Source organism: Amycolatopsis australiensis (assembly GCF_900119165.1).
Classification (GTDB): Bacteria; Actinomycetota; Actinomycetes; order Mycobacteriales; family Pseudonocardiaceae; genus Amycolatopsis; species Amycolatopsis australiensis.
Genome location: NZ_FPJG01000006.1, coordinates 1,430,146 through 1,457,008 on the forward strand (window position 1 = coordinate 1,430,146; position 26,863 = coordinate 1,457,008).

Annotated in this window: 24 protein-coding genes, 1 tRNA gene, 1 other RNA gene and 1 pseudogene; 16 read left to right on the top strand and 11 right to left on the bottom strand. The window is 72.8% G+C overall.

Annotated features, from left to right (window positions below):
* Positions 1 to 175 precede the first annotated feature (175 nt).
* The 3 genes and pseudogenes from BT341_RS47610 to BT341_RS08110 form a co-directional block, all read right to left on the bottom strand.
* A pseudogene (locus tag BT341_RS47610) lies at positions 176 to 700 on the bottom strand (class I SAM-dependent methyltransferase); the annotation flags it as partial.
* Positions 657 to 741 (bottom strand) — tRNA-Ser (locus tag BT341_RS08105). The pseudogene BT341_RS47610 and the gene BT341_RS08105, both read right to left, overlap by 44 nt.
* Positions 742 to 797: 56 nt before the next feature.
* Positions 798 to 1,541 (bottom strand): PP2C family protein-serine/threonine phosphatase, encoded by a 744-nt coding sequence (locus tag BT341_RS08110; RefSeq protein ID WP_177328763.1) that lies wholly within the window; start codon positions 1,539 to 1,541, stop codon positions 798 to 800.
* Positions 1,542 to 1,618: 77 nt separating this feature from the next.
* Between BT341_RS08110 and BT341_RS08115 the strand changes: the two genes are divergently transcribed.
* Positions 1,619 to 3,382 carry an HsdM family class I SAM-dependent methyltransferase gene (locus BT341_RS08115; RefSeq protein ID WP_245804911.1) on the top strand — a complete coding sequence of 588 codons (1,764 nt, stop codon included), beginning with the start codon at positions 1,619 to 1,621 and terminating at the stop codon, positions 3,380 to 3,382.
* Between the two features lie 8 nt (positions 3,383 to 3,390).
* A complete protein-coding gene (locus tag BT341_RS08120; protein ID WP_072475690.1) occupies positions 3,391 to 4,281 on the top strand; it encodes a serine/threonine-protein kinase in 891 nt (296 codons plus the stop codon).
* Here BT341_RS08120 and BT341_RS08125 read toward each other — a convergent pair.
* Positions 4,271 to 4,780 carry a hypothetical protein gene (locus BT341_RS08125; RefSeq protein ID WP_072475691.1) on the bottom strand — a complete coding sequence of 170 codons (510 nt, stop codon included), beginning with the start codon at positions 4,778 to 4,780 and terminating at the stop codon, positions 4,271 to 4,273. The genes BT341_RS08120 and BT341_RS08125 overlap by 11 nt on opposite strands.
* Before the next feature lie 216 nt (positions 4,781 to 4,996).
* Between BT341_RS08125 and BT341_RS08130 the strand changes: the two genes are divergently transcribed.
* Positions 4,997 to 5,647: a L,D-transpeptidase gene (locus tag BT341_RS08130; protein ID WP_072475692.1), complete on the top strand. Its 651-nt coding sequence runs from the start codon at positions 4,997 to 4,999 to the stop codon at positions 5,645 to 5,647.
* Positions 5,648 to 5,651: 4 nt separating this feature from the next.
* On the opposite strand, the gene BT341_RS08135 is transcribed toward BT341_RS08130, so the two are convergent.
* On the bottom strand, positions 5,652 to 7,169 hold the full coding sequence (locus BT341_RS08135; protein ID WP_072475693.1) for a 3-hydroxyacyl-CoA dehydrogenase: 1,518 nt from the start codon (positions 7,167 to 7,169) through the stop codon (positions 5,652 to 5,654).
* A gap of 38 nt (positions 7,170 to 7,207) precedes the next feature.
* Positions 7,208 to 7,879 (bottom strand): TetR/AcrR family transcriptional regulator, encoded by a 672-nt coding sequence (locus BT341_RS08140; protein ID WP_072475694.1) that lies wholly within the window; start codon positions 7,877 to 7,879, stop codon positions 7,208 to 7,210.
* Between the two features lie 126 nt (positions 7,880 to 8,005).
* Between BT341_RS08140 and BT341_RS08145 the strand changes: the two genes are divergently transcribed.
* The gene (locus BT341_RS08145; protein ID WP_072475695.1) at positions 8,006 to 8,452 is read left to right on the top strand and encodes a nitroreductase family deazaflavin-dependent oxidoreductase; all 447 of its coding nucleotides are present in this window, start codon (positions 8,006 to 8,008) and stop codon (positions 8,450 to 8,452) included.
* Here the strand turns inward: BT341_RS08145 and BT341_RS08150 are convergent.
* The 4 genes from BT341_RS08150 to BT341_RS08165 form a co-directional block, all read right to left on the bottom strand.
* Positions 8,442 to 8,639, bottom strand: coding sequence for a hypothetical protein (locus BT341_RS08150; protein ID WP_072475696.1), 198 nt, complete (start codon positions 8,637 to 8,639; stop codon positions 8,442 to 8,444). The two genes, BT341_RS08145 and BT341_RS08150, sit on opposite strands and share 11 nt — an antisense overlap.
* A gap of 9 nt (positions 8,640 to 8,648) precedes the next feature.
* Positions 8,649 to 9,314 (bottom strand): response regulator, encoded by a 666-nt coding sequence (locus BT341_RS08155; protein ID WP_072475697.1) that lies wholly within the window; start codon positions 9,312 to 9,314, stop codon positions 8,649 to 8,651.
* The gene (locus tag BT341_RS08160) at positions 9,311 to 10,465 is read right to left on the bottom strand and encodes a sensor histidine kinase (RefSeq protein ID WP_072475698.1); all 1,155 of its coding nucleotides are present in this window, start codon (positions 10,463 to 10,465) and stop codon (positions 9,311 to 9,313) included. Before BT341_RS08160 ends, BT341_RS08155 begins: the two co-directional genes overlap by 4 nt.
* A gap of 370 nt (positions 10,466 to 10,835) precedes the next feature.
* Entirely contained in the window at positions 10,836 to 11,480 is a 645-nt protein-coding gene (locus BT341_RS08165; RefSeq protein ID WP_072475699.1) for a hypothetical protein, read from the bottom strand.
* A 167-nt stretch (positions 11,481 to 11,647) separates the two neighbouring features.
* Between BT341_RS08165 and BT341_RS08170 the strand changes: the two genes are divergently transcribed.
* The 11 genes from BT341_RS08170 to ffs all read left to right on the top strand — a co-directional run bounded on the left by BT341_RS08170 (position 11,648) and on the right by ffs (position 23,349).
* Positions 11,648 to 12,388, top strand: coding sequence for a response regulator transcription factor (locus tag BT341_RS08170; protein ID WP_072475700.1), 741 nt, complete (start codon positions 11,648 to 11,650; stop codon positions 12,386 to 12,388).
* Positions 12,366 to 13,874, top strand: coding sequence for a sensor histidine kinase (locus tag BT341_RS08175; protein ID WP_072475701.1), 1,509 nt, complete (start codon positions 12,366 to 12,368; stop codon positions 13,872 to 13,874). Before BT341_RS08170 ends, BT341_RS08175 begins: the two co-directional genes overlap by 23 nt.
* Before the next feature lie 69 nt (positions 13,875 to 13,943).
* Complete coding sequence (locus BT341_RS08180; protein ID WP_084742794.1) at positions 13,944 to 15,857, top strand: glycosyltransferase family 39 protein; 1,914 nt, start codon at positions 13,944 to 13,946, stop codon at positions 15,855 to 15,857.
* Positions 15,858 to 16,457: 600 nt separating this feature from the next.
* On the top strand, positions 16,458 to 17,465 hold the full coding sequence (locus BT341_RS08185) for an ABC transporter substrate-binding protein (RefSeq protein WP_072475702.1): 1,008 nt from the start codon (positions 16,458 to 16,460) through the stop codon (positions 17,463 to 17,465).
* Complete coding sequence (locus BT341_RS08190) at positions 17,462 to 18,334, top strand: ABC transporter permease (RefSeq protein WP_084742796.1); 873 nt, start codon at positions 17,462 to 17,464, stop codon at positions 18,332 to 18,334. Before BT341_RS08185 ends, BT341_RS08190 begins: the two co-directional genes overlap by 4 nt.
* Positions 18,331 to 19,119 carry an ABC transporter ATP-binding protein gene (locus tag BT341_RS08195; protein WP_072481842.1) on the top strand — a complete coding sequence of 263 codons (789 nt, stop codon included), beginning with the start codon at positions 18,331 to 18,333 and terminating at the stop codon, positions 19,117 to 19,119. The genes BT341_RS08190 and BT341_RS08195 overlap by 4 nt, the downstream gene beginning before the upstream one ends.
* A 23-nt stretch (positions 19,120 to 19,142) precedes the next feature.
* On the top strand, positions 19,143 to 21,878 hold the full coding sequence (locus BT341_RS08200) for a sensor histidine kinase (protein ID WP_072475703.1): 2,736 nt from the start codon (positions 19,143 to 19,145) through the stop codon (positions 21,876 to 21,878).
* The gene (locus BT341_RS08205; protein WP_072475704.1) at positions 21,875 to 22,309 is read left to right on the top strand and encodes a roadblock/LC7 domain-containing protein; all 435 of its coding nucleotides are present in this window, start codon (positions 21,875 to 21,877) and stop codon (positions 22,307 to 22,309) included. The genes BT341_RS08200 and BT341_RS08205 overlap by 4 nt, the downstream gene beginning before the upstream one ends.
* Complete coding sequence (locus tag BT341_RS08210) at positions 22,309 to 22,656, top strand: DUF742 domain-containing protein (protein WP_072475705.1); 348 nt, start codon at positions 22,309 to 22,311, stop codon at positions 22,654 to 22,656. Before BT341_RS08205 ends, BT341_RS08210 begins: the two co-directional genes overlap by 1 nt.
* On the top strand, positions 22,634 to 23,233 hold the full coding sequence (locus tag BT341_RS08215; RefSeq protein ID WP_072475706.1) for a GTP-binding protein: 600 nt from the start codon (positions 22,634 to 22,636) through the stop codon (positions 23,231 to 23,233). The genes BT341_RS08210 and BT341_RS08215 overlap by 23 nt, the downstream gene beginning before the upstream one ends.
* A 21-nt stretch (positions 23,234 to 23,254) precedes the next feature.
* Positions 23,255 to 23,349, top strand: an RNA gene (gene ffs / locus BT341_RS08220) — signal recognition particle sRNA small type.
* 129 nt (positions 23,350 to 23,478) lie between these two features.
* Here the strand turns inward: ffs and BT341_RS08225 are convergent.
* Positions 23,479 to 24,339, bottom strand: a complete 861-nt coding sequence (locus BT341_RS08225) for a fused MFS/spermidine synthase (RefSeq protein WP_072475707.1) — start codon at positions 24,337 to 24,339, stop codon at positions 23,479 to 23,481.
* Positions 24,340 to 24,437: 98 nt separating this feature from the next.
* Here BT341_RS08225 and BT341_RS08230 point away from each other — a divergent pair, with 98 nt between their 5' ends.
* Positions 24,438 to 26,810: a DNA polymerase III subunit gamma and tau gene (locus BT341_RS08230; RefSeq protein ID WP_072475708.1), complete on the top strand. Its 2,373-nt coding sequence runs from the start codon at positions 24,438 to 24,440 to the stop codon at positions 26,808 to 26,810.
* Positions 26,811 to 26,863: the final 53 nt, after the last annotated feature.

Genomic DNA, 26,863 nt, shown 5'->3' on the forward strand with positions numbered 1-26,863 from the left:
GCGGCGAGCGCGGCCCGCAGGTAGCCGCCGACGAGGTGCCGGTACGAGACGACGCGCCCCGGCTGCCCGTCCGGCCCGCGCAGCGCCGGGATCGAGCCGCGCGAGACGGACTCGGGTGGACGTCGCAGAGGACGACGTGGCCGCCTGGGCGCAGCACGCGCGCGAACTCCGCCGGCACCGGCCCGAGATCGCGCACGTGCGTCAGGGCGAGCCCGCCGGTGACGAGGTCGACGGCGGCGTCGCCGACGGGCGGCCGGGTCAGGTCGCCGAGCCGGAACTCGCCGCCGGGCACGCGTTCGCGGGCGCGGGCGAGCATGCCGGGCGAGCTGTCGACCCCGAGGACGCCGTGGCCGCGCTCGGCGAGGATGGCCGAGTACCGCACGGTCCCGCAGGCGGCGTCGAGCGCGTCGCCGGGCGGCAAGGTGTCGAGCAGGGCGTTGAGACGGGGTTCGTCGAGAGCGAACGCGGCGTTGCCGGGGTTGTCGTAGCTGCCGGCCCAGATTTCGTAGCCCGGCCACGGAGTCCAGCCGTTCGGTGACGACGGCCCGGGCGAGCGACTCGATAGGGGCCCGGATTCGGGGCAGGCCACCGAATCCCGGGGCGGAAACGACGAAACGCCGGGCGGTGAGGCCCGGCGCTTCGCCTGGTTACTGCGGCGGAGGATACAGGATTCGAACCTGCGAGGGCGTGAACCCAACACGCTTTCCAAGCGTGCGCCTTAGGCCGCTCGGCCAATCCTCCGCAGGAGACGATACCGGATGGCCTCGCCTCGGCGCGAAGGTGGGTCCGGGCCCGGGTCAGCGCGTGACGTCGGCCACCACGCACGTGATGTTGTCCGGGCCGCCGCCTTCGTTGGCCAGGCGGATCAGCTCCGGGACCGCGTCCGCCGGGTCCGGGATCGCCGTCAGGGTGTCGCGCAGGGCCGGCTCGCTGACCGGGCCGCTCAGGCCGTCCGAGCACAGCAGGAGGCGGTCGCCCTCGTGCGGGGTGAACGTCCAGATGTCCGGGTCGCCCGATCCCGTCGTCTGCAACGCTTTCATCAGCAGGGACCGCCGCGGGTGCGACTCCGCGTCTTCGGCCGCGACCCGGCCGTCCTCGACCAGGGCCTGCACCAGCGTGTGGTCGCGGGTCAGGCGGCGCAGGCCGCCGTCGCGCAGGAGGTAGCCGCGGGAGTCGCCGATGTGGGCCGCCGCGAACTCGACGCCGTCGAACAGCAGTGCCGTCAGCGTCGTGCCCATGCCTTCGGTCGTCGGCTCGTTGGACGCGACCTCGGCCAGCCGTTCCACGATCGTCTTGACCACGCCGGCCAGCGTCGCCGCCAGGTCGACGCCCGTCAGGTCGACCCGCCGCAGGTCGACGTCCAGTTCGCGCAGCACGTCGACCGCGGTCGCGCTGGCGACCTCGCCGTGCGGCTGGCCGCCGATGCCGTCGGCGACCGCGAGCAGGCGGGAACTCGCGTACAGCGAGTCCTCGTTGACCTGACGGCGCCTGCCGACGTCCGACCCCGCGGCGTACCGCAGGACGTACCGATCGTGTGTCATGTCCCCCATGAAAGCATTGGTTGACTGAGTTCACAAGCGTCTCGGCTGAATGGTCTACTCTCCGATAGAGTTCCCGCATGGACGACGACGCCACGGTCAGCGCGGCCGACATCGCGCGGCTCGCCGGGGTCGGCCGGGCCGCGGTGAGCAACTGGCGCCGTCGTTACCCGGACTTCCCGCCGCCGGTCGGAGGCACGGCGTCGAGCCCGTTGTTCGGCCTGTCCGCGGTCGCCGGCTGGTTCCGCGCCCGCGGCAAGAAGTTCGAGCTGTCCGCCGGCGAACGCGCGTGGCAGCGCCTGCGCGCCCTGGGCGACGACCTCGACCTGGCCGAGCGCGTGAGCCGCGCGGGCGCCTTCTTCGCTTTCCAGGCCGGCATCTTCGACACGTTCGACAGCAGGCTGGACGATCCGGAGCTGCTCACCCTGCTCAGCGAGATGACGCACCGCGACGGCCCGGTCGAATCCTTCGAACTGCTGTGCCGCCGCTACTTCGAGGCGCATTCGCGGCGGTTGTCGACGACGCCCGAGCCGGTCGCCGAGCTGATGGCGCGGCTCGCCGGACCGGCGTCGACGATCCTCGACCCGGCGTGCGGCTTCGGCGCGCTCGCGCTGGCGAGCGGCGCGAAAACCGTACTGGGCCAGGACAGTGACCCGACGACGGCGGCCATCGCGACACTCCGGCTGCGGCTGCGCGGCATCGAGGCCGAGGTCTACGCGGTCGACGCCTTGCGTGACGACGCTTTCGCGGGCCGGACCGCCGAAGCCGTGCTCTGCGACCCGCCGTTCAACGAACGGGCCTGGGGGCACGACGAACTCGTCGGCGACCCGCGCTGGGAGTACGGCCTGCCGCCGCGCGGCGAACCCGAGCTCGCCTGGGTGCAGCACTGCCTCGCGCACGTCGAACCCGGTGGCACGGTGGCGATCCTGATGCCGGGCGCCGCGGCCGGGCGGCGCAGCGGGAAGCGCATCCGCGGCAACCTGCTGCGGGCGGGCGCGGTCCGCGCGGTCGTCACGCTGACGCCCGCCGGTCCCGATCTCTGGCTGCTGCGGCGGCCGGTGCCCGGCGAGCGCCCGCCGTCCACCGTGCTGCTCGGCGAGGCGGGCGACGATCTGTCCACAGTGGAGGACTGCTGGCGCGAGTTCGTCGCCCGTCCCGAAACCGGCGTCCGGATCATCGACCTGCTCGACGACGACGTCGACCTCACCCCGGCCCGGCGCCGGGCCCGCGACGAGGATCTCGGGCAGGCTTTCCAGGCGCTGCACGGGAGGTTCGCCGAGCTGAGCCCGCGGTTGCCGCCGCTCGAAGCGGCCGACACCGAACCGGCCTTCACGACGATCGGCGAGCTGGTCAAGGCCGGGATCGTCGAGGTCAAGCACGCGGCCCGCGCCGACGCCGAGCCGCCCGTGGCCGAAGCCGGTGACGTCGTGGCGTCCGTGACCGGGGTGTCGTATGTCCACAGTGGATCGACGCGGCCGGTCGACGCCGGGCTGACGGTGTACCGCGTCGACCCGGATCGGCTGGACCCGGACTTCCTGGCCGGTTGCCTGCGCGCCGCCGACCTGCCCGCGGCGTCGGCGTCGACGCGGATCGACAGCAGGCGCGTGCGCGTCCCGCGGGTCCCGCTGGACGTCCAGCGCCGGTACGGCGAGGTCTTCCGGCGGCTCGCGGAGTTCGACGCCGTCCTGCGCGAGACGGCGGAAACGGGCCGTGAGCTGGTGCGGCTAGGCTTCGCGGGACTGGTTGAAGGACGGCTCCGCCCCGACCGCACCGGGGGGTCCGCGGGGGTGGAGCCCCCGGTGCGGGGTGCGGGGGTGGCACCCCCGCGGTCGTCCGGCCGATAGGGGAACGGATGCTGATCGCCGACCGCTACGAGCTCGACGAGCTGCCGCTCGGCCGCGGCGGGATGGGCGCGGTGCACGGCGGGCACGACCGCAGGCTGGGCCGGCGCGTGGCGATCAAGCTGCTCAGGCTGCCGGGCCGCGACGAAGAGCTCGAAGCCCGCTTCGCCCGCGAAGCACGCATTCTCGCGACGCTCGACCACCCCGGCGTGCCCACGCTGTACGACTACGGCACCCACGACGACCGGCTGTTCCAGGTCATGCAGTTCGTCGACGGCGTGACGGTCGCCGACCTGCTCGCCGAGCACGGGCCGCTGCCGGTGCCGTGGGCCGCGGCGATCGCGGCGCAGACGTGCGCGGTGCTGGCCGCCGCCCACGCGCTCGCCGTCTGCCACCGCGACCTCAAGCCGTCCAACCTCATGCTCGGTCCCGACGGCGGCGTCAAGGTGATGGACTTCGGGCTCGCCGTGCTCCGCGAAGCCGACGCCGCGCAGTTCACGCGGGCCGGCCAGCTGCTGGGAACGCCGTCGTACATGGCTCCGGAGCAGATCCAGCGCGGCGGCGCCGAACCGCGAAGCGATCTCTACGCGCTGGGCTGCGTGCTGCACGAGATGCTCACCGGGCGTCGGCTCTTCGACGGCCCCACCGCGTACGCGGTCTTCGAACGGCAGGTCAAGGAGCTGCCACCGCCGGTGCCGGGCGTCCCGAAGCAGCTGAACGCGTTGCTCGCCGAGACGCTGGCGAAGGACCCGGAAGCCCGGCCGCCGGGCGCGGCCGCGCTGTACGAACGGCTCGGCGCGTTCGTCGGCGCGCTGCCGCCGCTGCCCGGATTCCTGGTGCCGCCGTCGGTGCCCAGCCCCGGCCGGATGTACGCGCGGATGCTGGGCCGCGTCAGCGGCTGAGCGCCACCGGCCGTCCGTCGGCGAGCGGCAGGCCACGCCGCTGGACGCGGTAGTACGTCGTCGCGTTCTGCACGGCGATGCTGACGCCGATTGTGAGCGTGATCGACGCAGAGGTCAGCGGGCCGGTGATGCCGAGCGCCGTGCCGAGCGCGACGAGCCCGAGCCGGGCGGCGATGGTCAGCACCCACAGCCCGACGGTGACCGCCGACCCCTTCTGGAACGTGGTGCCGTCACGCTCGGTGAGGCTGGTCGTGCTGCTGCGCAGGTAGCCCAGCCCGGCGAGCACGACCAGGTCCACGGCCAGCAGGCCGAACTCGGCCGGCGACGCGCCGGGCACGGCCTTCGCGGTCAGGTAACCGCCGGCGGCCACCAGGATCAGCGGCAGCACGAGGAGCGTCCGGCGGTCGAGCAGCGTCCCGCGGACCTGCTTGTAGACGACCTTGTAGACGACGTAGGCGGCGATGACCACGTAGAGCAGGACGTTCGCTGCGCTGGGCATTTCGGGGCTCCTTGGTTTTCGAAGGTGCTTCCAGCTTCGGCGAACGGCGCCCCGGTTTCGTCGGCGCGCGGATCGGGCCCGGGTTGATTCCGGCGTCCACCCTGGGATGGAGGGCGGCGGCCCAAATCGTGACCTTCGCAGACGAACCTCGAACGGGTGATGGCCGTCTTTACGGGTGTCCACAAGCGAGGATCCAGTAACTGGGGGTAACAGACCGTGAAGAGGCTTCTGGCGGGAGCGGCCGCGCTGGCCACCGCGTTCGTGCTGGCCGCCTGCTCCGGGGGCGGTGCCACGGCCGGCGGGCCGAACGCGGGCGGTGGGGCCGTCGCCGCGGCCGGCACGGGTGGCGGGACGCCGTCGACGACGGTGACCGTTCCGACGTCGGCCAGCGCGTCCCCGACCCCCGCTTCGACGCCCACGACGTCGGTCTCGAAGCCGGCGCCGGCGAGCACCTCGGCCAAACCGAAGCCCAAGCCGAAGCCGGAACCCGCGGCCGACCCCGGCGTGCCGTGCGCCGCCGCGGCCGCCTCGCCCGGCACCGCCGCCTGCGTCGACCTCTCGGCGCACAAGGCGTGGATCCTGCAGGACGGCAAGGTCGTCTACGGGCCCGTGCCGATGCTGCCGGGCCGCAAGAGCAACCCGACTCCGACCGGCACGTTCCACGTGCTGTCCAAGGAAAAGATGCACCTGTCGAAGGAGTTCGACAACGCGGAGATGCCGAACTCGGTGTTCTTCTACCCGGGTGACGCCTTCCACACCGGCAGCCTGTCGGTGTACTCGCACGGCTGCATCCACCTGTCGGCGGGCGCGTCGCTGAAGTTCTTCAACACCCTGCACGTCGGTGACGTCGTGCAGGTCGTCCCGTAACGGCTCAGGACCGCAGGTCGGCCGGTGTGGTGCCGGCCGACGTCAGCGGCAGCTCGAGCGCGACGCGCTCGGTGAGCCACGGGCTTGGCCGGTACCGCGGATCGCCGGTGGCCGCGGCCAGGCCGCGCAGGATCCGCAGCACGACGTCGCCGCCGACGAGGTCGCCCCAGGCCAGCGGGCCGCGGGGGTAGCCGAGGCCCAGCCGGACCGCGGTGTCGATGTCGGACGGCGTCGCCAGGTGCTGGCCCGCGATGAAGCACGCCGTGTTCACGATGGAGGCCAGCAGCCGCTGCGCGATCGGGGCGGGACCGTCGCGGACGACCGTCACCGGGCGGCCGGTCGCCGCCAGCGCGCCCCACGCCGCGCGGCCCGCCGCCGGGTCGAGTCCCGGGTGGACGGACATCGTGAGCCGCCGTTCGTAGCCACCGAGCGGGTCGACGCCGGCGACGCGGGCCAGCGGCAGGCCGGCCCGCGTTCCGGCGTCTACTGTGGACTCGCCGTAGAGCGGGACGAGCAGGACCGCGTCCGGGTAGGCGTCGGACACCACCTGCACGCCGGCCGTGGAAAGCAGGCGGGCGAGGTGCTCGTCCGCGGTGAACACCGGGCTCGACGGCTTCGGCGGCGGTGCCGGCTCGTCGTCGACCTGCTGCTTGCCCTCGGCGTACGGGTAGAAGCCTTCGCCGTTCTTCCGTCCGAACAGGCCGGCCGCGACCCGCGGCCGGGTCAGCCACGACGGCCGCAGCCGCGGCTCGCCGTGGAAGCCGCTCCAGATGCTCTCCAGCACCGCGTGGGACACGTCGAGGCCGGTGAGGTCCAGCAGCTCGAACGGGCCGAGCTTCAGGCCGAGCACGTCCCGCGCGACACGGTCCACGTCCGCCGGTTCGGCCAGCGCTTCGGCGAGGATCTGCAGTGCCTCGGTGTTCAGGCCGCGGCCGGCGTGGTTGACGAGGAAGCCCGGCGCGTCCTTGGCCAGCACCGGCTCGTGGCCCCACCTCTTGACCAGCTCGCTCGCCTCACCCGGCAGCCAGGCGTGCGTGCGCGCGCCGGGGACCACCTCGACCAGGCGCATCAGCGGCACGGGGTTGAAGAAGTGCAGGCCGAGCAGCCTGCCCGGGTCGGCCAGCTCGGCGGCGATCTCGGTGACCGACAGCGAGCTGGTGTTCGTCGCGAAGATCGTCTCTTGTGGACAGACGCGCTCGAGGCTCGCGAACAGGGCCCGTTTCGTCGCGAGGTCCTCCCGCACCGCCTCGACGATCAGGTTGACGCCGTCCGCCGGCGCGTCGGGCGCGTCCACCGCGACCAGGCGGTCCTTCACCGCCTGCGGGTCTTCGAGCCTGCCTTTCGCGGCCAGCTTGTCGGCCATCCCGCCGACGTACTCGATGGCTTCGGTGACGGCCTCGCGCCGGACGTCGGCCAGCTCGACGGTCACCCCCGCGGTCGCGGCCAGCTGGCCGATCCCGCGGCCCATCACCCCGGTGCCGATCACCCGGATCCTGCCGACCTGCCCGGCCCACCCCGTCACGTCGTGCCGCCTTCCGCCGTTGGACTTCCCGCCCCAGCCTAGAGGCCGACGAACTCCGCCATCCGCTTCGCCGAGTGGGCGAAGAACGCGTCGGCCGGGTCGACGCTGCCGACGTACTGGCCGAACAGGTCGAAGCTGATCGCGCCGAAGAGCTGGGTCCAGGCCATCAGCAGCCGGGCCACGGTCTCGGGTCCGGCGACGATCCCGAGGACCTTCGTCAGCGACTCGGCCTGGGCGCGCAGCTCGGGCGGGACGTCGCCGTCGACTCCCCGCAGTTCGGTGTGCGTGAGCACCTTGACCAGGGCGAGCGCGACGCGGGCGGCCGGGACGACGGTGTCCTGCGGTGCCGCGTACCCGGGGATCGGCGAGCCGTAGATCAGTGCGTACTCGTGCGGGTGCGCCTTCGCCCAGGCACGTGTTCCCTGCCAGATCGCCAGCCAGCGCTCACGGGGCGCGCCCTCGCCCGGGTCGGCCTGCTCGGCCGCCTCGCCGATCGCGTTGTAGGCGTCGACGATCAGCTCGGTCAGCAGCCGGTCGCGGCTCGGGAAGTACCGGTACAGCGCGGACGACACCATGCCCAGCTCCCGCGCGACCGCGCGCAGCGAAAGCCCGTGCGCGCCGACCTCGGCGAGCTGGCGGCGGGCCTCGTCCTTGATCTCCCGGGTCAGTTCGGCGCGGGCGCGTTCGCGGGCGGTACGGGTGGCGGTCATGCGATCAGTGTGCCACGACGAGAGCGACGCACAAAATAGAGAGCGGTGCTCTTGACAGTGAGCGGCGGTCCGGTGTTCACTGTTCTCAACCGAGAGCACTGCTCTCCCAAACTTCCGGAGGACGCCATGGCAGCCGCTCGCTACATCGAGCCGAAGAAGGCCACCAGCCTGTTCAACGAGATCGTCGCGAACCTGACCAAGCTCGGGGTGAGCGTCTTGGGCAGCCGGGTGCTGACCGTGGTCGGGCGCAAGAGCGGGGAGCCGCGGTCGGTGCCGGTCAACCTGCTGACCGTCGGCGGCGTCCGCTACCTCGTCGCCCCGCGCGGCGAGACGCAGTGGGTGCGCAACCTGCGCGTTGCCGGCGAAGGCACGCTTCGCGTCGGGCGCCGCGTCGAGGCGTTCACCTTCCGCGAGCTGGGCGACGACGAGAAGCCGGGCATCCTCCGCGCGTACCTCAAGCGGTGGAAGTTCGAGGTGGGCGTGTTCTTCGACGGCGTCGACGCCAAGGCGTCGGACGAGAAGCTGCGGGAGATCGCGCCGGGCTACCCGATCTTCGAGATCTTCACGAAGTAGGTTTGCGGCGCGTGACGTTCGCCGCGACCAGCACGACGCCGACGAGGAACGCGGCGAGCCCGATGAGGAACCACAGCTTCTGGCCGGTCATGAAGCTGCCGGTGATGATCCCGATGCCCTGCAGCACCCAGACGGCGCCGACGAGCACGAGCACGATCCCGGCCGCGAGGGTGATCCACCGCCTCATCGGCCCAGTTTAGGCGGGTGGGTCGCCCGGCACGAGCTTGTGCCGGTAGGCGTAGACGACGGCGTGCACCCGGTCGGGCAGCCCGAGCTTCGCCAGGACCCGGGACACGTGCGTCTTGACGGTCTCCTCGCCGACGTGCAGCCGCCGCGCGATCTCGGCGTTGCTGCAGGCGTTGGCGAGCAGGAGCAGCACCTCCCGTTCCCGGGAGGTCAGCCGGGCCAGCTCGGGTGGTTCGGCGGCCGCGGGTTCGAGCACCGCCGCGAACTTCGCGACCAGCCGCCGCGTCACCGACGGGTCGATCAGCGCGTCGCCGCGCGCCGCCACCCGCATCGCGGCCACCAGCTCCTCCGGCGCCAGGCTCTTCAGCAGGAACCCGCTCGCCCCGGCGCGCAGCGCGCGGTAGACGTACTCGTCGGCGTCGTAGGTCGTGAGGACGAGGACGCGGGTGTCGTTCCCGGGCGCGGCGAGGATCGCTTCGGTCGCGGCCAGACCGTCGAGGCGGGGCATCCGGACGTCGAGGACCGCGACGTCCGGGCGCAGCCGGGCGGTCTCGGCGACGGCTTCCCGGCCGTCGGCCGCCTCGCCGACGCAGGTGAAGTCGGGCTGGGTGTCGAGCAGCGCGCGCATCCCGGAGCGGAACATCGCGTGGTCGTCGGCCAGCAGGACGCGGATCATGTGCTCTCCACCGGGAAGGTCGTGCGCAGCTGCCAGTGGTCGCCGGATTCGCCGTAGGAGACCTGGCCGCCGAACAGCGTGACCCGCTGGCGGATGCCGGCCAGGCCGCGGTGCGCGTGCTCGTTCCGGGACGCGCGGTCCGGGCGCAGGCCGTTGGTCACGGTGAGCACGACCTCGGTGCGGCCGTGGTTCAGCTCCACCTCGACCGGGCCACGGCCGTGGCGCAGCGCGTTGGTCAGGGCTTCCTGCGCGATCCGGTAGAGGGCGACGTCGAGCGAGCCGGGCAGCTCGCGCGGTTCGCCGCGCAGGGTCAGCCGGGTCGGCAGGCCGGCCGCGCGGACCGTCTCGACCAGCTCGCCGAGGTTGTCCAGGCCGGGCTGCTCGGCGTTCGGCTCGGCGTGCAGCAGGTCGAGCAGCCGCCGCAGGTCGGCCATCGCCGCGCGGCTCGCGGACTCGACCGCGCCGAGGGACCTGCGCACCGGGGAATCGCCGCCCGGCAGCCCGAGCCGGGCGGCGCCGGCGTGCACGCCGATGGCGCTGACGTGGTGGGAGATGACGTCGTGCAGGTCGCGCGCGATCGTCGTGCGCTCCTCGGTGACGGCCCGGCGGATGGCGTCGGCTTCGTGCTGACGGCGTTCGTCGGCTTCCCGTTCGAGATCGGCGATGTAGGCGCGGCGCGCGGTGGTGTACCGGCCGACCAGCCAGGGGAGCAGCGCGGTGACGCCGACGTTGATGGCGAGCAGCCGCCAGTCGGCCGCCACCCGACCGCCGCCTTCGAGGTCGCCCGCGCTCACGCCCGCGACCATGGCGACGAGGGCGAGAACGGCGGGCTTCGGACGCAGCCAGGCTCCGGCGCGGTAGCCGGCGATGAGGACGCCGGCGTTGGCGCCGTTGACGTACCCGTGGCAGGTGCAGAGCAGCAGCGGCGACGCGGCGTAGAGCAGAGCGTGGGCGAGACTCACCCAGCCGGAGTACCGGGCGGGCCCGGCGAGAGCGGCGTTGACGGCAATCCCGGCGAGCAGCACGGCCCAGGCCCGCCAGCCGACTTCGCCGAGCGGGCCGCGAAGGGCGAACAGGGAGGCGTCACAGACAACGCAGACGAGCGCGACGAGCAGCGACTGACGTCGCAGGGAGCCGCTGATGCCGTGCACAGGAGCAACTGTGCCCTAAGGAGCGGCGAAGGTGTGCGGGAACGCCCCGATGCAGCGGGAGGGGCACGGCACCCGGGGCATTCCCTGAAGGTGGGCTCGGGCCCGAACGCCCCAATGCGGCCTTGGTTGCGTCCGACGCACCCAAGGCGGCCTTCGGTGCGTGGGACGCAACGAATGTGGCCTTGGGGCGCTGGGCTCACCCAAGGTCGGCCTTGGGGGCACCCGGGCCTGGGCGGCGGGCGAGGCCGGGATGGATGGGTGCGAAGCCCGGTTGGTCCGAAGCCCGGGCTCCGGGCGGGCGCAGCCTGGTGGGGAAGCCGGGCCGAAGCCCGGCCCGGGTCGGGCCGAACCTGGGATCGGGAAGCCGGGGTCAGTTCGTGGGGCGGGCCGGGTAGCCGCCGTTGCGGCGCTGGCCCGGCTGGCGCTGGCCCGGCTCGAAGGCCTTGCCCAGCGACGTCGCCGTCGCTGTCTGGCCTTCCAGCTTTGCCACCACCGTCACGTTCGTGTCGCCCTGCTTCACTTCGCCCGTCTTCTGGGTCGACGCGTCCAGCGTGTACGTCTGCTTGTAGCCGTCCTTGCTCGTCAGCGTCACCGATGTCGCGCTCAGCTCCGTCACGTCGCCCGTCTGGAGTCGCTCTGTCGTGTAGCCGCCGCTGCTGTCCGACACCACGAAGTCGCCGTGCAGGGCCTCTCGCAACGCTGCCATCCCGCCGAAGCCGCCGCCCGGGACGCCCTGGCCGCGGAACTGCCCGCCGCCTGGACCGCCGAAGCCGCCCGGGCCCTGCTGTGCCGAGTTGTCCGCGCTGCTCGTGCCCGCCCAGATCGCCGCGCCGCCGCCCGCTGCGATCACCACCGCTATGCCCGCCGCTATTGCCGTCTTCTTGCCCGACCAGCCCTTCTTCGGCGCGGCCGGTGCCGGGTCCCCCCAGTTCGCCGGGGCGGGTTCGCCCCAGGCCGGGGCGGCGGGTGCCGGACCGCCCTCGGGCGGCGTGGTCGGCGTCGGCTCGGTCGTCATCGTGTCCTCCGGTGATGGCCACACTGGTCCCACCCAGGTTCGCCGCCGTGGCTGTGTTTGAGCTGTGCACGGCGTCAGCGAGTGCTGTGCCTCGAACGGCGGACCTTCACAGGAAACGCACAGCGAGCGCACAGTGAGGTCTGAAAACCCGCCGGAAGGATGGCACCATGACCGCTATGAACCCCGGCCAAGGCAAGGCCGACCTGCGCCGCGCCGACGGCAGCCCGGTGCGGGTCCTCGTCGTCGACGACGAGGCGACGCTGGCCGAGCTCGTGTCGATGGCCCTGCGCATGGAGGGCTGGGAGGTGCGCAGCGCGGGTGACGGCACCGAAGCCGTCCGGATCGCGCGGGACTTCCGGCCCGACGCCGTCGTCCTCGACGTCATGCTCCCCGACTTCAGCGGTCTCGAGGTCCTGCGCCGGATGCGCGCGGAGGCGCCGAACCTGCCCGTGCTCTTCCTGACGGCGAAGGACGCGGTCGAGGACCGCATCGCCGGGCTCACCGCGGGCGGCGACGACTACGTGACCAAGCCGTTCAGCCTCGAAGAGGTCGCGCTGCGCCTGCGTGCGCTGCTGCGCCGGGCCGGCGGGGTCAGCGGCGCGAGCGGGTCGACGCTGGTGGTCGGCGACCTGACCCTCGACGAGGACAGCCGCGAGGTGCACCGCGGTGGCGACCTGGTGCCGCTGACCGCGACCGAGTTCGAGCTGCTGCGCTACCTCATGCGCAACCCGAAGCGGGTGCTGTCGAAGGCCCAGATCCTGGACCGCGTGTGGAGCTACGACTTCGGCGGCCAGGCCAACATCGTCGAGCTCTACATCTCCTACCTGCGCAAGAAGATCGACGCCGACCGCGAGCCGATGATCCACACCATGCGGGGCGCCGGGTATGTCCTCAAACCCGCCGGCTGAACCGAAGCGCGCCCGACGGCCGTGGTCGCTGCGGCGGCGGCTGATCGTCCAGCTCGCCGCGCTGCTCGCGCTCGTGTGCCTGGTCGTCGGCGTGGTCACGGAGTTCGCGCTCAGCGAGTTCCTCGTCGGCCAGCAGGACAAGCGGCTGGCCGCGGCGAGCGAACGCGCGTCGCACGGCAGCGAACGTCCGCAACCGTGGCCCTACGGCGAAGCGCCGCCGCCGGACCCGCTGCGCGTGCTCGGCCAGGGCGACGGCACGCTCGCCGTCGTCCAGTCCGGCTCGGTCGCCCAGGCCGGCGTGCTCGACTCCACCGTCGGCGTGCCGTCCAAGCGCAAGGCGCCGTTCAAGGGCATCCCGAAGGAGCAGGTGCTGGCGCTGCTCGCGCTGCCGTCCGACGGCAAGCAGCGCAGCATCGACCTCGGCGGCAGCCTCGGCGAGTACCGGGTCGTCTCGACGACGTCGCCCAACGGCGAAAAGACGGTCATCGGCCTGCCGCTCAGGGACGTCAACGAGACGCTCTGGCGGCTCGGGTTCATCCTCGGCGGCGTCGCGCTGGCCGGGATCCTCGTGGCGGGCGCGGTCGGCGCGGCCACGATCCGCCGCACCATGCAGCCGCTCGACCGGCTGGCCGCGACCGCGACGCGCGTCTCCGAGCTGCCGCTGGACCGCGGCGAAGTCGCGCTGTCCGAACGCGTCCCGGAAGCCGACACCGACCCGAACACCGAGGTCGGCAAGGTCGGCTCGGCGCTGAACCGGATGCTGCAGCACGTCGCGAACGCGCTGAGCGCGCGGCACGCCAGCGAAAACCGGGTCCGCCAGTTCGTCGCGGACGCCAGCCACGAGCTGCGCACGCCGCTGGCGGCGATCCGCGGGTACGCCGAGCTGACCCGGCGCAGCGGCGAGCAGGTGCCGCCGGACGTCGCGTTCGCGATGAGCCGCGTCGAGTCGGAGTCGCGCCGGATGACGACGCTGGTGGAGGACCTGCTGCTGCTCGCCCGGCTCGACTCCGGCCGCCCGGTGGTGCCCGAGTGGGTCGACCTGTGCCGCCTGGTGGCCGACGCGGTCGCGGACGCGCACGTCGCCGGCCCGGACCACAAGTGGCTGATGGACGTGCCCGGCGAGCCGATCGGCGTCCTCGGCGACGCGGGCCAGCTGCACCAGGTGGTGATCAACGTGCTGGCCAACGCCCGCACGCACACGCCGCCGGGTACGACGGTGACCACGAGCTTGTCCACTTCGGACGGAATTGTCCGGCTGCGCGTCGCCGACGACGGCCCCGGCATCCCGCCGGACATCCTCCCGGACGTCTTCGAGCGCTTCGCCCGCGGCGACAATTCGCGTTCGCGGGCCGCGGGCAGCACCGGGCTCGGGCTGGCGATCGTGGCCGCGGTGGTCGGCGCGCACGGTGGGCGGGTCGGCGTGGTCAGCCGCCCGGGGCGCACGGAGTTCGAGATCACCTTCCGGGAGGCCCCGGCGCCGGCGTGACGGCGATCCACAGCCGGCACACAGCTTCGCCACAAGTTCACCACATGCGGCGCCGACACGGTGGGGCGCATGACGACTACGCTGGCCGCGCCCGAACACGCCCAGCCCGCTCCCGAACCCGTCCGGAAACCGCGCTGGGTCAAGCCTTCCGTCGCCGCGCTGCTGCTCGGCACGGGCCTGCTCTACCTGTGGGACCTCGCGAAGACCGGCTGGGCCAACGACTTCTACGCGATGGCCGTCCAGGCCGGCACGTGGAGCTGGAAGGCGCTGTTCTTCGGTTCACTCGATCCGGGCAATGTCGTCACCGTGGACAAACCGCCGTTTTCCCTGTGGATGATGGGGTTGTCGGGGCGGATCTTCGGGTTCTCCAGCTGGAGCCTGCTCGTGCCGGACGCGCTCGCCGGCGTCGCGTCGGTCGGGCTGCTCTACCTCGCCGTGCGGCGGCTGTCCGGGCCGGGCGCCGGGTTGCTCGCCGGGGCCCTGCTCGCGCTGACGCCGGTCGCCGCGCTCATGTTCCGCTACGACAACCCCGACGCCTTCCTCGTGCTCCTGCTCGTTGCCGGCGCGTACTGCGTCGTGCGCGCGCTGGAGCACGCCAGCACGAAGTGGCTGTTGCTCGCCGGGGTCGCGATCGGGTTCGGCTTCCTCGACAAGATGCTGCAGGCGTTCCTCGTCCTGCCCGCCTTCGTGCTGGCGTACGCGGTCGCGGCGCCGACGTCGCTCGGGCGGCGGTTCGGCCAGCTGCTCGCCGCGGCCGGCGCGGTCGTCGTCTCCGCGGGCTGGTGGATCCTCGTCGTCGCGCTGTGGCCGGCCGCCGCCCGGCCGTACATCAGCGGTTCCACCGACAACACCGTGCTGGAGCTGGCGTTCGGCTACAACGGCCTCGGCCGGATCTTCGGCGAGGGCCGCGGCGGGAGCGGCGGCCGGACGTTCACGCCGCCCGCCGGGCTGGAGCTGCCCGCCGGCGTGGAGCTGCCTCCCGGCGGCCGCGGCTTCGGCGGCGGCTTCGGCGGGCAGACTGGCCTGACTCGGTTGTTCAGCGGCGAGTTCGGCGGCGAGGCGTCGTGGCTGCTGCCTGCCGCGGTGCTCGGCCTGGCGGCGGGCCTGTGGTTCACGCGGCGCGCGCCGCGCACCGACCGGACGCGCGCGGCGCTGCTGCTGTGGGGTGGCTGGCTGGTCGTCACCGCGCTCGTGTTCAGCTACATGAGCGGCATCATCCACCCGTACTACACGGTCGCGCTGGCGCCGGGGATCGCCGCCACGCTGGGCATTTCCGTGCGCGAGCTCTGGCGCGGCCGGGCGAACCTCGCGGCGAGGGCGGTGCTGGCCGTGCTGCTCGCGGTGACCGCGGTCTGGAGCTTCCTGCTGCTCGCCAGGACGCCGGGCTGGCAGCCGTGGATCCGGTACGCGCTGCTCGTGCTCGCCGCGGCCGCCGTCCTCGGGCTGCTCTTCGGCACGGACCGGCTCCGGCGGCTGGGTCCGGTCGTGGCCGTGCTGGGCCTGTGCGGCGCGCTGCTCGGGACGACGTCCTTCACGCTCGCCACGGCATCGTCCGCGCATTCCGGCGGGACGCCGTCGGCTGGGCCGCCCGTCGCCAGCGGACGCGGGTTCGGCCGCGGCCCTGTCGGCGGCTTCGGCACGGCGCAGGCCGACGCCGCACTGGTCGGCCTGCTGAAGGCCACGACGACGAAGTGGGCGGCCGCGCAGAGCGGGGCCATGCAGTCGGCCGGGCTGGCGCTGGCGAGCGGACGGCCGGTGCTCGCGATCGGCGGCTTCAGCGGCAGCGACCCCGCGCCGACGCTCGAGCGGTTCCGGCAGTACGTCGCCGATGGCGACATCCACTACTACGTCGCCGGCGGCCGCGGCGGATTCGGCGGTGGCCGCGGGACCGCGGGGCAGATTCAGGCCTGGGTCGAGGCGAATTTCGCGCCGCGGTCGGTCGGCGGCACGACGGTTTACGACCTGACGAAATCTATCAATTGACAGAAAATCAGGCCATTGTTTCGGTCGTGTTAACTGTCGGGGAATCATTCGCGGATCCGAGACCGATGCGGTATCGGCGATGGCGTACACGTGTTCGATTTCCGTCTCGCTGACCGGCGTATTCCGAACGATTGTTCGCCGCCGCCGCGTGGCGCTCGGTGATGATCTCGACGTGCGGCGGCGACGAGGGACTACTGCCCGTGCACTTGCACGCTGAGCGCGGGTGATCTTGGCCGGACGGCCGACAGAAAACAGCCTTCGCGAACGTCGATCATGCCGGTTGACACGGTCGTGGGTCACTCTTTCGGACGCACTCCCGGGGCGTTGTGGGGATCTTGTGCTACTCGCTAGGCTCTCCGCCGGGAGAGGGACAAGGGGTGGCCGGCCGGTGCGGTGAGTGCCGGATTTCGCGGTGCTCCCGGTCCGCGTTCTCCCGCCATGACCCGATCAGGTGCGGCTGGAAGAGAGCAGCGATGACCGTGCGCGGTGGCGCAGCTCGGCCGGACGCACCTCGTCGTCGTCACCAGTCGTAACCCCGAGCACCGCAATTCCCCTTTCGGTACGGCACCACTCCACGTCCCCCGCACCCTGGAGTTCGTTGTGATTTCCCGTTCCCGCTTCCGCCCGCTGACGGTGCTGCTGACCTTGCTGCTCCTCGCCGGGGTCACCGCCGGGTGCAGCGACAGTTCCGCGTCCGGCACCGGCGGCAAGATCACGCTCGGGTTCAGCGCGTGGCCGGGCTGGTTCCCCTGGCAGGTGGCGCAGGAACAGGGCCTGTTCGCCAAGAACGGCGTGAACGTCGACCTCAAGTACTTCGACAACTACACCGACAGCATCAACGCGCTCTCCAGCGGCGCGATCGACGCCAACAGCCAGACCCTCAACGACACGCTCTCCTCGCTTTCGGGTGGCGCGAAGCTGTCGATCGTGCTGGTGAACGACAACTCCACCGGCAACGACAAGATCATCGCGCGGGACGGGATCACCAGCGTCGCCGATCTCAAGGGCAAGAAGGTCGCCGTCGAGCAGGGTGCGGTCGACCACTACCTGCTGCTGCTCGCGCTGCAGGAGGCGAAGCTGACCGAAAAGGACATCCAGCTGGTCAACCTGCCGACCGACGCCGCGGCGGCCGCGTTCGCCGGCGGCCAGGTCGACGCGGTGGCCGCGTTCGCGCCGTTCACCTCCAAGGCCCTCGAGCGCCAGGGCAGCCGCGCGATCTCCTCGTCGGCGGAGTTCCCCGGCGCGATCCCGGACCACCTCGTCACGTCGCAGAAGCTGGTCAAGGAGCACCCGAAGGACGTGCAGGCGCTGGTCAACACCTGGTTCGAGACGCTCAGCTGGATCAAGGGCAACAAGGACGCGGCCGTGAAGATCATGGCCAAGCGCGGTGGTGTCTCGGACGCCGACTACAAGACCTACGACGCCGGCACGACGATCTTCACGCGTCAGCAGAACCTCGACGCGTTCACCCCCGGCGTCACGGCGCAGCACCTGGACTTCCAGGCGAACAAGATCATCGACTTCATCGTGAACACCGGCCTCGCGCAGCAGCGGCCGTCGCTGGACGGGCTGTTCGACGACCAGTTCGTGAAGGCCGTACCGCGGTGACCGGCCCCGCACAGCAGCTCGCCGAACGGCAGGAGTCCGGCCGTCCGGACTGGGCACCGCTGCCGCGCCGGTCGGCGCCGAAGACCGCGTCGCCGCTGTTTTCCTTGCGCACGCCCATTTCCGCGAGGGCGCGCTGGCGGCTGGCGGTGCTGTCGTTCGCGGTCCCGTTCCTCGTGTGGGTCGCGCTGAGCGTCAGCGGGGCCGTCGACCCGACGTTCCTGCCGTCCCCGGCCGCGGTCGTCAAGGCCGGGGCCGGCATGGCGGGCACCGGCGAGCTGTTCGACGACCTCTGGGCGACGACCCAGCGGGTGCTCGAAGGCTTCGGCCTGGCCGTGCTCGTCTCGGTGCCGCTGGGCATCCTGATGGGCGGCTTCGCCGGCGGGCAGGCGTTCTTCGAGCCGCTCCTCGGGCTGCTGCGCTACCTGCCGGCGAGCGCGTTCATCCCGCTGCTGATCATCTGGCTCGGCATCGGCGAGCCGTCGAAGATCGCCATCCTCTTCATTGGGACGGTCTTCTTCAACACGCTGATGACCGCCGACGTCGTGCGCGGCGTGCCGACCGCGCTCATCGACGTCTCCTACACCCTCGGCGCGCGCCGGGGCGAGGTGCTGCGCAAGATCGTCGTGCCGCACTCGCTGCCGGGCATGATCGACGCGATCCGCGTCAACTCCGCCGCCGCGTGGAACTTCGTGGTCGTCGCCGAGCTGATCAACTCCTCGGCCGGCCTCGGCCACCGGATCGTGCTCGCGCAGCGGTTCCTGCGGACGGACCAGATCTTCGCCGTGCTCGTGGTCATCGGGATCGCCGGCCTGGTCATCGACGTCCTGCTGCGCCTGCTGCGCACGCGGGTCGGGAAGTGGGCGGCATGACGCTGGAACTGCGGAACGTCGCGAAGGACTACACCGTCCGCGGCGAGGTGACGCGCGCGCTCGACGGCGTCGACCTGGAGGTGCTGCGCGGCGAGTTCGTCTGCGTCGTCGGCGCGAGCGGCTCGGGCAAGTCGACGCTGCTTTCGCTGGTGGCCGGGCTGGGCAAGCCGACCGAGGGTGAGATCGTGCTCGACGGCGTCCCGGTGACCGGCCCGGGCCCGGACCGCGGGCTCGTGTTCCAGGCCGGCGCGCTGTACCCGTGGCGCAACGTCGAGAAGAACGTCGCGTTCGGACTCGAGCTGCTCGCGCTCGACGCCGCCGAGCGCGCCAAGCGCGTGGACTGGTACCTCGCCGAGACCGGGCTCGACACCGTGCGCACGTCGCTGCCGAAGCAGCTTTCCGGCGGCCAGAAGCAGCGCGTGGCGATCGCGCGGGCGCTGGCGTGCGAACCGGACGTGCTGCTGCTGGACGAACCCTTCGGCGCCTTGGACGTCCAGACCAAAGAGGACATGCAGGTGCTCATCCGCCAGGTCTGGGCCGACACCGGCACCACGGTGCTGATGGTGACCCACGACGTCGAGGAAGCGGTGTTCCTGGGCGGCCGGGTCGTGGTGCTCGCCTCCGACCCCGGCCGGATCGCCGCCGACGTCGAGGTGACGCTGCCGGCCGAGCGGGACCTGGCGGTGAAGCGCGAACCGGCGTTCCTCGCGCTGCGCGCCCGGATCGAGGACCTCGTCCGGGAGCAGCACCGCGGGCACGTGAGCCGGGTGGCCGCGGACGGGTGAGAACGGAAGAGGAAGGTGGCGGGATGAGGCACGGCAGGTCGGCCGCGGACCGGGCGGGCGGCGGGGGCTTCCTCGCGCGGCTCGGGATTCGCGGCAAGCTGAACCTGCTGCTCCTGCCTCCGCTGGTCGCGGTGGTGCTGGTGTCGGTGCCGTTCGTGCTGACCGAGGCGAGCAGCGCCGCGGCCGCGACCCAGTCGGCGACGGTGGCGCGGCACACCCAGCAGCTCGGCGGCCTGGTCTGGCAGCTGCAGCGGGAGCGGCTGCTCACCGGCGCCTACGTCGCCACGCCGTCGATGTCCGCCGGCCAGATGCTCCAGCAGCAGCAGGCGGTCGACGCGGCGGTCGCGGACGTGCGCTCGTCGCTGGGCGCCGACGCACCGGACGAGCTGTCCGCGGCGCTGACCCGGATCGGCTCGCTCAACGAGCTGCGGCAGAACGCGCAACGCCGCGGCGTCGCGCTCGACAGCGTCGCCCGCACCTACCACGCGGTGATCGGCGCGGTGATCGACTCGCTGCGGCTGGTCCCGCAGCTGACCAGTGACGCCGAGGGCACGCGGGAGCTGACCGCGCTGGAGGCGCTGCTGCGCGCGAACGAGGAGAACTCGCTGCGCGGCATGGCACTGATCGTGACCGCCGTGTCACCGGAGGCCGGCCGGTCCATTTTGGATGACGCGACCCAGCAGGCGCCGATCTTCACCGACCGGTTCGTCCAGCAGGCCGACGACGAGTTCGACAGCGAGCAGGCCGCCCTCGTCGTCAACGTCGAGCAGAGCGAAGCGGGCCGCCGCATCGACGACCTCGCCGCTCAGGTCGGCAACCCGCGCGACGCGGCCGCGACCAGCAGGTACGTCGCCGATGTGCTCGCCGCGTCGGAAAGCCAGGCGGGCCAACGGAAACTGGTGCAGGAGCGGGTCACCGGCGAGATCGCCGACTCGGCGACCGGCCGCGCCGACGCCGCGACCCGGCTGGCGTGGACGGTCGGCATCGGCGCCGGGGCGCTGTTCCTGCTCGTCGCGTTCCTCGCCATCGCGGTCTCCCGCTCGATCGCCGAGCCGCTGCGGCGGCTGACCTCGGCGGCGACGTCGGTCGCCGACCTCGCCGGCACCGAGCTCGTCCGCGTGACCGACACCGAAGAGGCCGAGGAGCAGATCCCGCGGCTGGCCACCATCGACGTCGTCTCGAGCGATGAGCTCGGCAAGCTCGCCGCGGCGTTCAACCGGGTCCAGACCACCGCGGCCGAGCTGGTCGAACGGCAGGCGCTCACCCGGCGCAACACGAGCCTGATGTTCGCGAACGTCGCGAAGCGCACGCAGAACCTCGTCGGCCGCCAGCTCGCGCTGATCGACGAGGTCGAGCGCAACGAGCAGGACACCCGGCTGCTGGCCAGCCTCTACCGCCTCGACCACCTCTCCACCCGCCTGCGCCGCAACGCCGACAACCTGCTCGTGGTGTCCGGCACCCGCGACGAAACCCGCATCGCCGGCCCGATCGAGCTGTCCACGGCGCTGCGCTCGGCGCTCGCCGAGATCGAGGACTACCAGCGGGTGAAGCTCGGTGTCGTCGCGGAGATCCTGCTGTCCTCGGCCCTCGGCGCCGACCTGGTGCTCGTGTTCGCCGAGCTGCTGGAGAACGCGACGTCGTTCTCGCCGCCGGGGTCGATGGTCGAGGTCGACACGATGCTCCTGGCCGACGGCTCCTGCCTGGTGAACATCGTCGACCACGGCATCGGCATGACCGCGGAGAAGCTGGCCGAGGAGAACCGGCGGCTCGTCGAGCGCGAACGCCTCGAACTGGCGCCGACCAGCGTGCTCGGCCTGTTCGTGGTCGGCCGCCTGGCCCGGCGCCACGACCTGGGCGTCGAGCTGCTCGCGACGCCGACGACCGGCGGCGTCACCGCGCGGCTGACCATCCCGCCGTCGCTGTTCAGCCACCGCGCCGGGGCGCGCCCGCGGCCCGAACCGGCGCCGGTGATCCCGGCGCAGGCCGCGGCGCCGGTCCAGGCGCGGCCCGCGGAGGCCGCCGCCGTGTCCGCGGCGGAGGAGTTCCGGCCGGTCGAGCCGCTGCCCGCGCCGGCGATCCCGGCCCTGCTCACCACCACGCACGCGAACGGCTTCCGCTGGTTCAACCAGCTGGAACCGGTGTGGCCGGCCGCCGAGCCCGCCGAGGCGCCGGAAGCCGAGCCGGACGCCGAGACCCGCGGTGGCCTCCGGCGTCGCGTCCGCGGTGCCCAGCTGCCCACCACCGGCACGTCGGCGCCGGTCGTGGACGGCGCGCCGCGGCACGACCCGGACGCGACGAAGGCCGCCATGGACGGATTCCAGAGCGCCTTCGCCAAGGCCGCCGAGGTCAGCGCCATGACGACCGACCCGCCGTCCGCGCCGCCCACCGTCGTCACGCACCCGGTGGCCGGCGACGGCTCGGCGCTGCCGGTCCGCGTGCCGGGGGAGTCGGCCCTGCCCGCCGCCCGGACGTCGCTGCCGGTGCGCGCCCCGGTCGCCGCGGCCCCGCAGTCGCGCGACGGCCTGGTCCGCCGTGTCCCCGGTGCCCAGCTCGCCCCCGGCCTGCGCCAGCAGCCGGCGGGCAGGCCGATCGCCCGCGCCGTCGTGAACCGCACCCGGCGGGACCCGGCGGCCGAGCGAGCGGCGTTCGACGCGTTCGCCGCCGGCCTCGCCAAGGCGGACGTGGTGACGGCAGACAGCCCGCCGCAAGGCGTGGTCGCCGGTCGTGTGACGGAACGAGGAGAAGAGAGCAGGAAATGAGCATCCCCGCAGCAGGCGTCAGCGTCGAAGCCCAGAACTTCAACTGGCTGGTGAGCCGCTTCGCGCAGCACACCGCGGGCGCGATCGCCGCCATCGCGGTCTCGGCCGACGGACTCCTGATCGCGATGTCGTCGGAGCTCGAGCGCTCGAACGCCGACCGGCTGGCGGCGATCTCCTCCGCCATGCTCGGGCTCGCCCACGGCGTCTCCGAAAGCCACCCGCTCGGCGCGCCCGACAAGGTGATCATCGAGCTGGAGCACGGCTACCTGCTCGTCTGCACCATCAGCATCGGCTGCTCGCTCGGCGTCCTGGCGAACAAGCAGGCCAGCCTCGGCACGATCGCCTACGAGATGGCGATGTTCGCCAACCGCGCCACCGAAGTCCTCACGCCGGGCCTGATCGAGGAGCTCAAGAACACCGTGGGGTCGTGATGACCGAAGAACCTTCGCTGCTGCGGCCGTACCTGATGACCTCGGGACGCGCCCAGCCGGTCGACCAGACCCTGGAGATCGAGGCGCAGGTGATGACGTCCCGGCTGGGTGCGGCGGCGCACCCGAAGCTCACGTTCGAACGGCAGGAAATCGTTTCCCTCTGCCGGAACACCATGTCGGTCGCCGAGGTGGCCGCCATGCTCGGCCTGCACATCGGCGTCGCCCGGGTGCTGGTGGCCGACCTCGCCGAGCAGGGCTACGTCGTCGTCCGGCGGCCGGCGAACCACAACTCGCACGACCTCGGCATGATCGAAAGGGTCATTCGTGGACTCGAAGCCATTCACTGAACCGGGTGCCCGCCCGCCGGCCCCGGTCAAGATCGTCATCGCCGGCGGCTTCGGCGTCGGCAAGACGACGGCCGTGGCGTCCATCTCGGAGATCAAGCCGCTGACGACCGAGGCGGCCATCACATCGGTGGCGGCGTCGGTGGACCGCACGGGCCACGTCCCGGCCAAGACCACGACGACGGTCGCGCTGGACTTCGGCTGCATCACGATCGACGAAGAGGTCAAGCTGTACCTGTTCGGCACGCCGGGCCAGGACCGCTTCGGGTTCATGTGGCAGGACCTGGTCCACGGCGCGCTGGGCGCTCTGGTGATCGTGGACACCCGCCGCATGGACGACTGCTACCCGGCGGTCGACTACTTCGAGAACGCCGGCCTGCCGTTCGTCGTGGCGGTGAACATGTTCGACGGGACACTCGGCCACAACCTGGAGGACGTCCGCTGGGCACTGGCGGTGGGCGACGAGGTCCCGTTGATCACGTTCGACGCCCGGCAGAAGCTCTCGGTGCGGGACGCGCTGCTGGCGGTGCTGCACAACACGTTCAAGAAGGCCCGGGCCCAGGCGGGCGCGGGGGCTTGATCGGGGCCCGCTACACTTGGCGGCGGACCCCGCGCGGCGTCCACCCTGTGAACCTCCCCAGGGCCGGAAGGCAGCAAGGATAAGCAGGCTCTGGCGGGTGCGCGGGGTCCCCTTCGTTTCGGCTCCGGCTCTCGGGGCTTCGCCCCTTCGCCGGGCCTCCACTCCGTCGTATCTCCCGGGGGCCGAGCCCCCGGACCCCCACGGTGCCTCCCTCGCGGCTTCGCGGGTCTGCCGTGGCGTCTCACTCACGAGTGCGGGAACAGGCCCAGTACGTCTTCCGGTGGCTGGGGTGCCGGTGGCCGGTTCTCGTCCGTGATCGGGACCGCGCGTCCCGCCAGTTTTCGCAGCTCGTCGCCGTGGACGCACCTCGCCGGGAACGCTGCCGAGGCCGTCCGGCGCGCGATCTCCTCTGCCGGCAGCGGTGCCGCCGATGCCGCGAACACCAGGTTGCCGAAGCGGCGGCCCTTCAGCACCGCCGGGTCCGCCAGCAGCAGGACCTCCGGGAACACCGCCCGCAGCGTCGCCAGGAAACGCCGGGCGAACGGCAGCCCCCTGCCGTCCGTGATGTTCGCCAGGTACGTGCCCGTCGTGCGGAGGATCCCGGCGATCGCGCGCGTGGCCTCGAGCGTTGCCAGGCCGCCGGCCAGGCTCGCGCGCTCGAACGCGTCGACCACCACCAGGTCCGCCGAGTCCTCGCGGCGCGTCGCCAGCCCCGCGCGGCCGTCCGTCACCCGGACGCGCAGTCCCGGCACCCGCAGCCCCAGCTGGGCGCGGACCAGCTCGACCAGCTCGCCGTCGGCGTCGAACACCAGCTGCCGCGACCCCGGCCGCGTCGCCGCGACGTACCGCGGCAGCGTGCAGGCCGCTCCGCCGATGTGCAGCGCGTCCAGCGGACCCGGCGGCAGCCGGTCCACGACGTCGCCGAACCGCCGGACGTAGTCGAACTCCAGGTTGGCCGGATCGTCGAGGTCGACGTACGACTGCGCGACGCCGTCCACCGACACCAGCCAGGCGTTGCCGCGGTCGGCGTCCCGCAGCAGCTCGGCCGTCCCGAACCTGACCGGGTACCGCCCGGGCACCGGACCGGCCTTTCGCGCACGCGCCACGACCGCCGAGCCTAGCCGCCGGACCCCGCCGGTACTCCGCCGATGCCCCCACCGCCGCCCTCAACCGAGGCGCTTCGCGCCACTGTTAGGTTGGTGACGTGGCTCTCGCGCTGTACCGCAAGTACCGTCCGGCGACCTTCGCCGAGGTAGTCGGTCAGGAGCATGTGACCGAACCTCTCCGCACGGCGTTGTCCGCCGGGCGGATCAACCATGCCTACCTGTTCTCCGGCCCACGCGGCTGCGGCAAGACCTCCAGCGCGCGCATCATGGCGCGTTCGCTGAACTGCGCGAAGGGCCCCACACCGGACCCGTGCGGCGAGTGCAACTCGTGCAAGGCGCTCGCGCCCGAAGGGCCGGGCAGCGTCGACGTGACCGAGCTCGACGCGGCCAGCCACGGCGGCGTCGACGACGCCCGCGAGCTGCGGGACAAGGCGTTCTACGCGCCGGCCGAGTCGCGCTACCGCGTGTTCATCATCGACGAGGCGCACATGGTCACCACGCAGGGCTTCAACGCTCTGCTGAAGATCGTCGAAGAGCCGCCCGAGCACGTCATCTTCATCTTCGCGACGACCGAGCCGGACAAGGTCCTGACCACGATCCGCTCGCGCACGCACCACTACCCGTTCCGGCTGATCCCACCGAGCTCGATGCGCGAGCTGCTGGAGCGCAACGTCGCGGCGGAGGGCGTGCAGGTCGAGCCGGCGGTGTACCCGCTGGTCATCCGCGCGGGCGGCGGGTCGGCGCGTGACACGCAGTCGGTGCTCGACCAGCTGCTCGCCGGCGCGGGGCCGGAAGGCGTCACGTACTCGCGGGCGGTGTCGCTGCTGGGCGTCACGGACGTCGCCCTGATCGACGACATGGTGGACGCGCTCTCGACCGAGGACGCGGCGACGGTGTTCGGCACGGTGGAGAAGCTCGCGGAGGCGGGCCACGACCCGCGCCGCTTCGCGACGGACCTGCTCGACCGGCTGCGCGACCTGGTCCTGCTGCGCGCGGTGCCGGACTCCGCGGGCGGGCTGGTGTCCGCGCCGGAGGAGGAGCTGTCCCGGATGGTGGCGCAGGCGGAGCGCATCGGGCTGGCCACGCTCTCGCGCTACGCGGACATCGTCCACAATGGACTCCTGGAGATGCGCGGCGCGACATCCCCCCGGCTGGTGCTTGAGCTGCTGTGCGCGCGGATGCTGCTGCCATCGGTGACGGAGGCGGAGAAGGCGCTGCTGGCCCGGATAGAGCGCTTGGAGCGCCGGGCAACGCTGGCGGCCGGCGGAGGAGCCCCGGCGGAGGGCGGCGTGGAGCCGCCGGTGCGGGCGGCTCCGGAGCGGGAGTTCTCACGGCCTTCGCAACGCGCGGCCTCGGCGGGTCCGGCGCCGGTGGTGCCGGCGCCACCCGCTGAGCCGACCCCGGCCCGGCCTGCTGCGGCGGCTGCGAGCCCGGCCGCTCCGGCGGCCCCATCCGGCGCGGGCGGTCGCGGCACGCCGGGTGGCGGCACCTCCGCCGCGACCGGCGCTCAGTCCGGCGACGGCGGCTGGAGCACGCCGCGTACGCCGGGTGGCGGCAATCCGGCAGCGGCGGGCGCTTCGGCGGCCGAGTCCGGTGACGGCGGTTGGGGCACTCCGCGCACGCCGGGTGGCGGCGCACCCGCCGCGAGTACCGGCGCTCCGGCGGCCGAGTCCGGCGATGGCGGTTGGGGCACCCCGCGTACGCCGGGTGGCGGCAATCCGGCAGCGGCGGGCGCTTCGGCGGCCGTGGCCGGTGACGGCGGTTGGGGCACCCCGCGCACGCCCGGCGGCGGCGCACCCGCCGGGAGTACCGGCGCTCCGGCGGCCGAGTCCGGCGATGGTGGCGCGGGCATGCCACGCACACCCGCGGCCGCGCCCGAAACCCCCGCGGCGTCGGGTGGGATGGATGCCGCCGCGATCCGGAACGTCTGGCCGCAGCTGATGACCGCCCTGCGGAAGTTCACCGGCGGGCGCAGCCTCGAGGCGATGCTTACCCAGGCGACCGTCGCGAGCGTCGACGGCAACGCCGTCACCCTCACCCACAAGTCGGAACCGCTGGCCCGCCGCCTGTCCGACCAGGACAACGCCCGCAAGATCGCCGGCGCGCTGTCCGACGTCCTGGGTGGTGACTGGCAGGTCCGCTGCGTCCACGGCAACGCCCCCGTCGCGCCCGCCGCGCGTCCGCAGCAGGCCGCGGCGCCGGCGCCGGAACGGTCGTTCACCCGCCAGTCGGCCGCCCCCGCCGCCGAGCCGCCCCGGCCGGCGCCCACCCCGCCGGCGCGACCCAAGGTGACCACGACCGAGCCGGACATCCCGCTGCCCCCGGAACCGGCCGACGAGGACGACGACGACCTCTACAACGAGGACGCCAGCCCGGCCCCACCGCCGCCCCCACCCCCGCCGGACCAGGACCCGGACGAGGTGGCCCGCAAGCTCCTCTCGGAGCACCTGGGCGCCCGCCCCCTCGACTGAACCCGGACGACCGGCCCCGCGCACCCGAACGGTTGGCTCGCGAACCCAGAGGG

What these genes read in the sequence shown, in the direction of transcription:
- BT341_RS08110 (WP_177328763.1), bottom strand. Translation starts at nt 1,541, where the DNA reads ATGACACACGATCGGTACGTCCTGCGGTACGCCGCGGGGTCGGACGTC.
- BT341_RS08115 (WP_245804911.1), top strand. Translation starts at nt 1,619, where the DNA reads ATGGACGACGACGCCACGGTCAGCGCGGCCGACATCGCGCGGCTCGCC.
- BT341_RS08120 (WP_072475690.1), top strand. Translation starts at nt 3,391, where the DNA reads ATGCTGATCGCCGACCGCTACGAGCTCGACGAGCTGCCGCTCGGCCGC.
- BT341_RS08125 (WP_072475691.1), bottom strand. Translation starts at nt 4,780, where the DNA reads ATGCCCAGCGCAGCGAACGTCCTGCTCTACGTGGTCATCGCCGCCTAC.
- BT341_RS08140 (WP_072475694.1), bottom strand. Translation starts at nt 7,879, where the DNA reads ATGACCGCCACCCGTACCGCCCGCGAACGCGCCCGCGCCGAACTGACC.
- BT341_RS08145 (WP_072475695.1), top strand. Translation starts at nt 8,006, where the DNA reads ATGGCAGCCGCTCGCTACATCGAGCCGAAGAAGGCCACCAGCCTGTTC.
- BT341_RS08150 (WP_072475696.1), bottom strand. Translation starts at nt 8,639, where the DNA reads ATGAGGCGGTGGATCACCCTCGCGGCCGGGATCGTGCTCGTGCTCGTC.
- BT341_RS08155 (WP_072475697.1), bottom strand. Translation starts at nt 9,314, where the DNA reads ATGATCCGCGTCCTGCTGGCCGACGACCACGCGATGTTCCGCTCCGGG.
- BT341_RS08165 (WP_072475699.1), bottom strand. Translation starts at nt 11,480, where the DNA reads ATGACGACCGAGCCGACGCCGACCACGCCGCCCGAGGGCGGTCCGGCA.
- BT341_RS08170 (WP_072475700.1), top strand. Translation starts at nt 11,648, where the DNA reads ATGACCGCTATGAACCCCGGCCAAGGCAAGGCCGACCTGCGCCGCGCC.
- BT341_RS08175 (WP_072475701.1), top strand. Translation starts at nt 12,366, where the DNA reads ATGTCCTCAAACCCGCCGGCTGAACCGAAGCGCGCCCGACGGCCGTGG.
- BT341_RS08180 (WP_084742794.1), top strand. Translation starts at nt 13,944, where the DNA reads ATGACGACTACGCTGGCCGCGCCCGAACACGCCCAGCCCGCTCCCGAA.
- BT341_RS08195 (WP_072481842.1), top strand. Translation starts at nt 18,331, where the DNA reads ATGACGCTGGAACTGCGGAACGTCGCGAAGGACTACACCGTCCGCGGC.
- BT341_RS08200 (WP_072475703.1), top strand. Translation starts at nt 19,143, where the DNA reads ATGAGGCACGGCAGGTCGGCCGCGGACCGGGCGGGCGGCGGGGGCTTC.
- BT341_RS08205 (WP_072475704.1), top strand. Translation starts at nt 21,875, where the DNA reads ATGAGCATCCCCGCAGCAGGCGTCAGCGTCGAAGCCCAGAACTTCAAC.
- BT341_RS08210 (WP_072475705.1), top strand. Translation starts at nt 22,309, where the DNA reads ATGACCGAAGAACCTTCGCTGCTGCGGCCGTACCTGATGACCTCGGGA.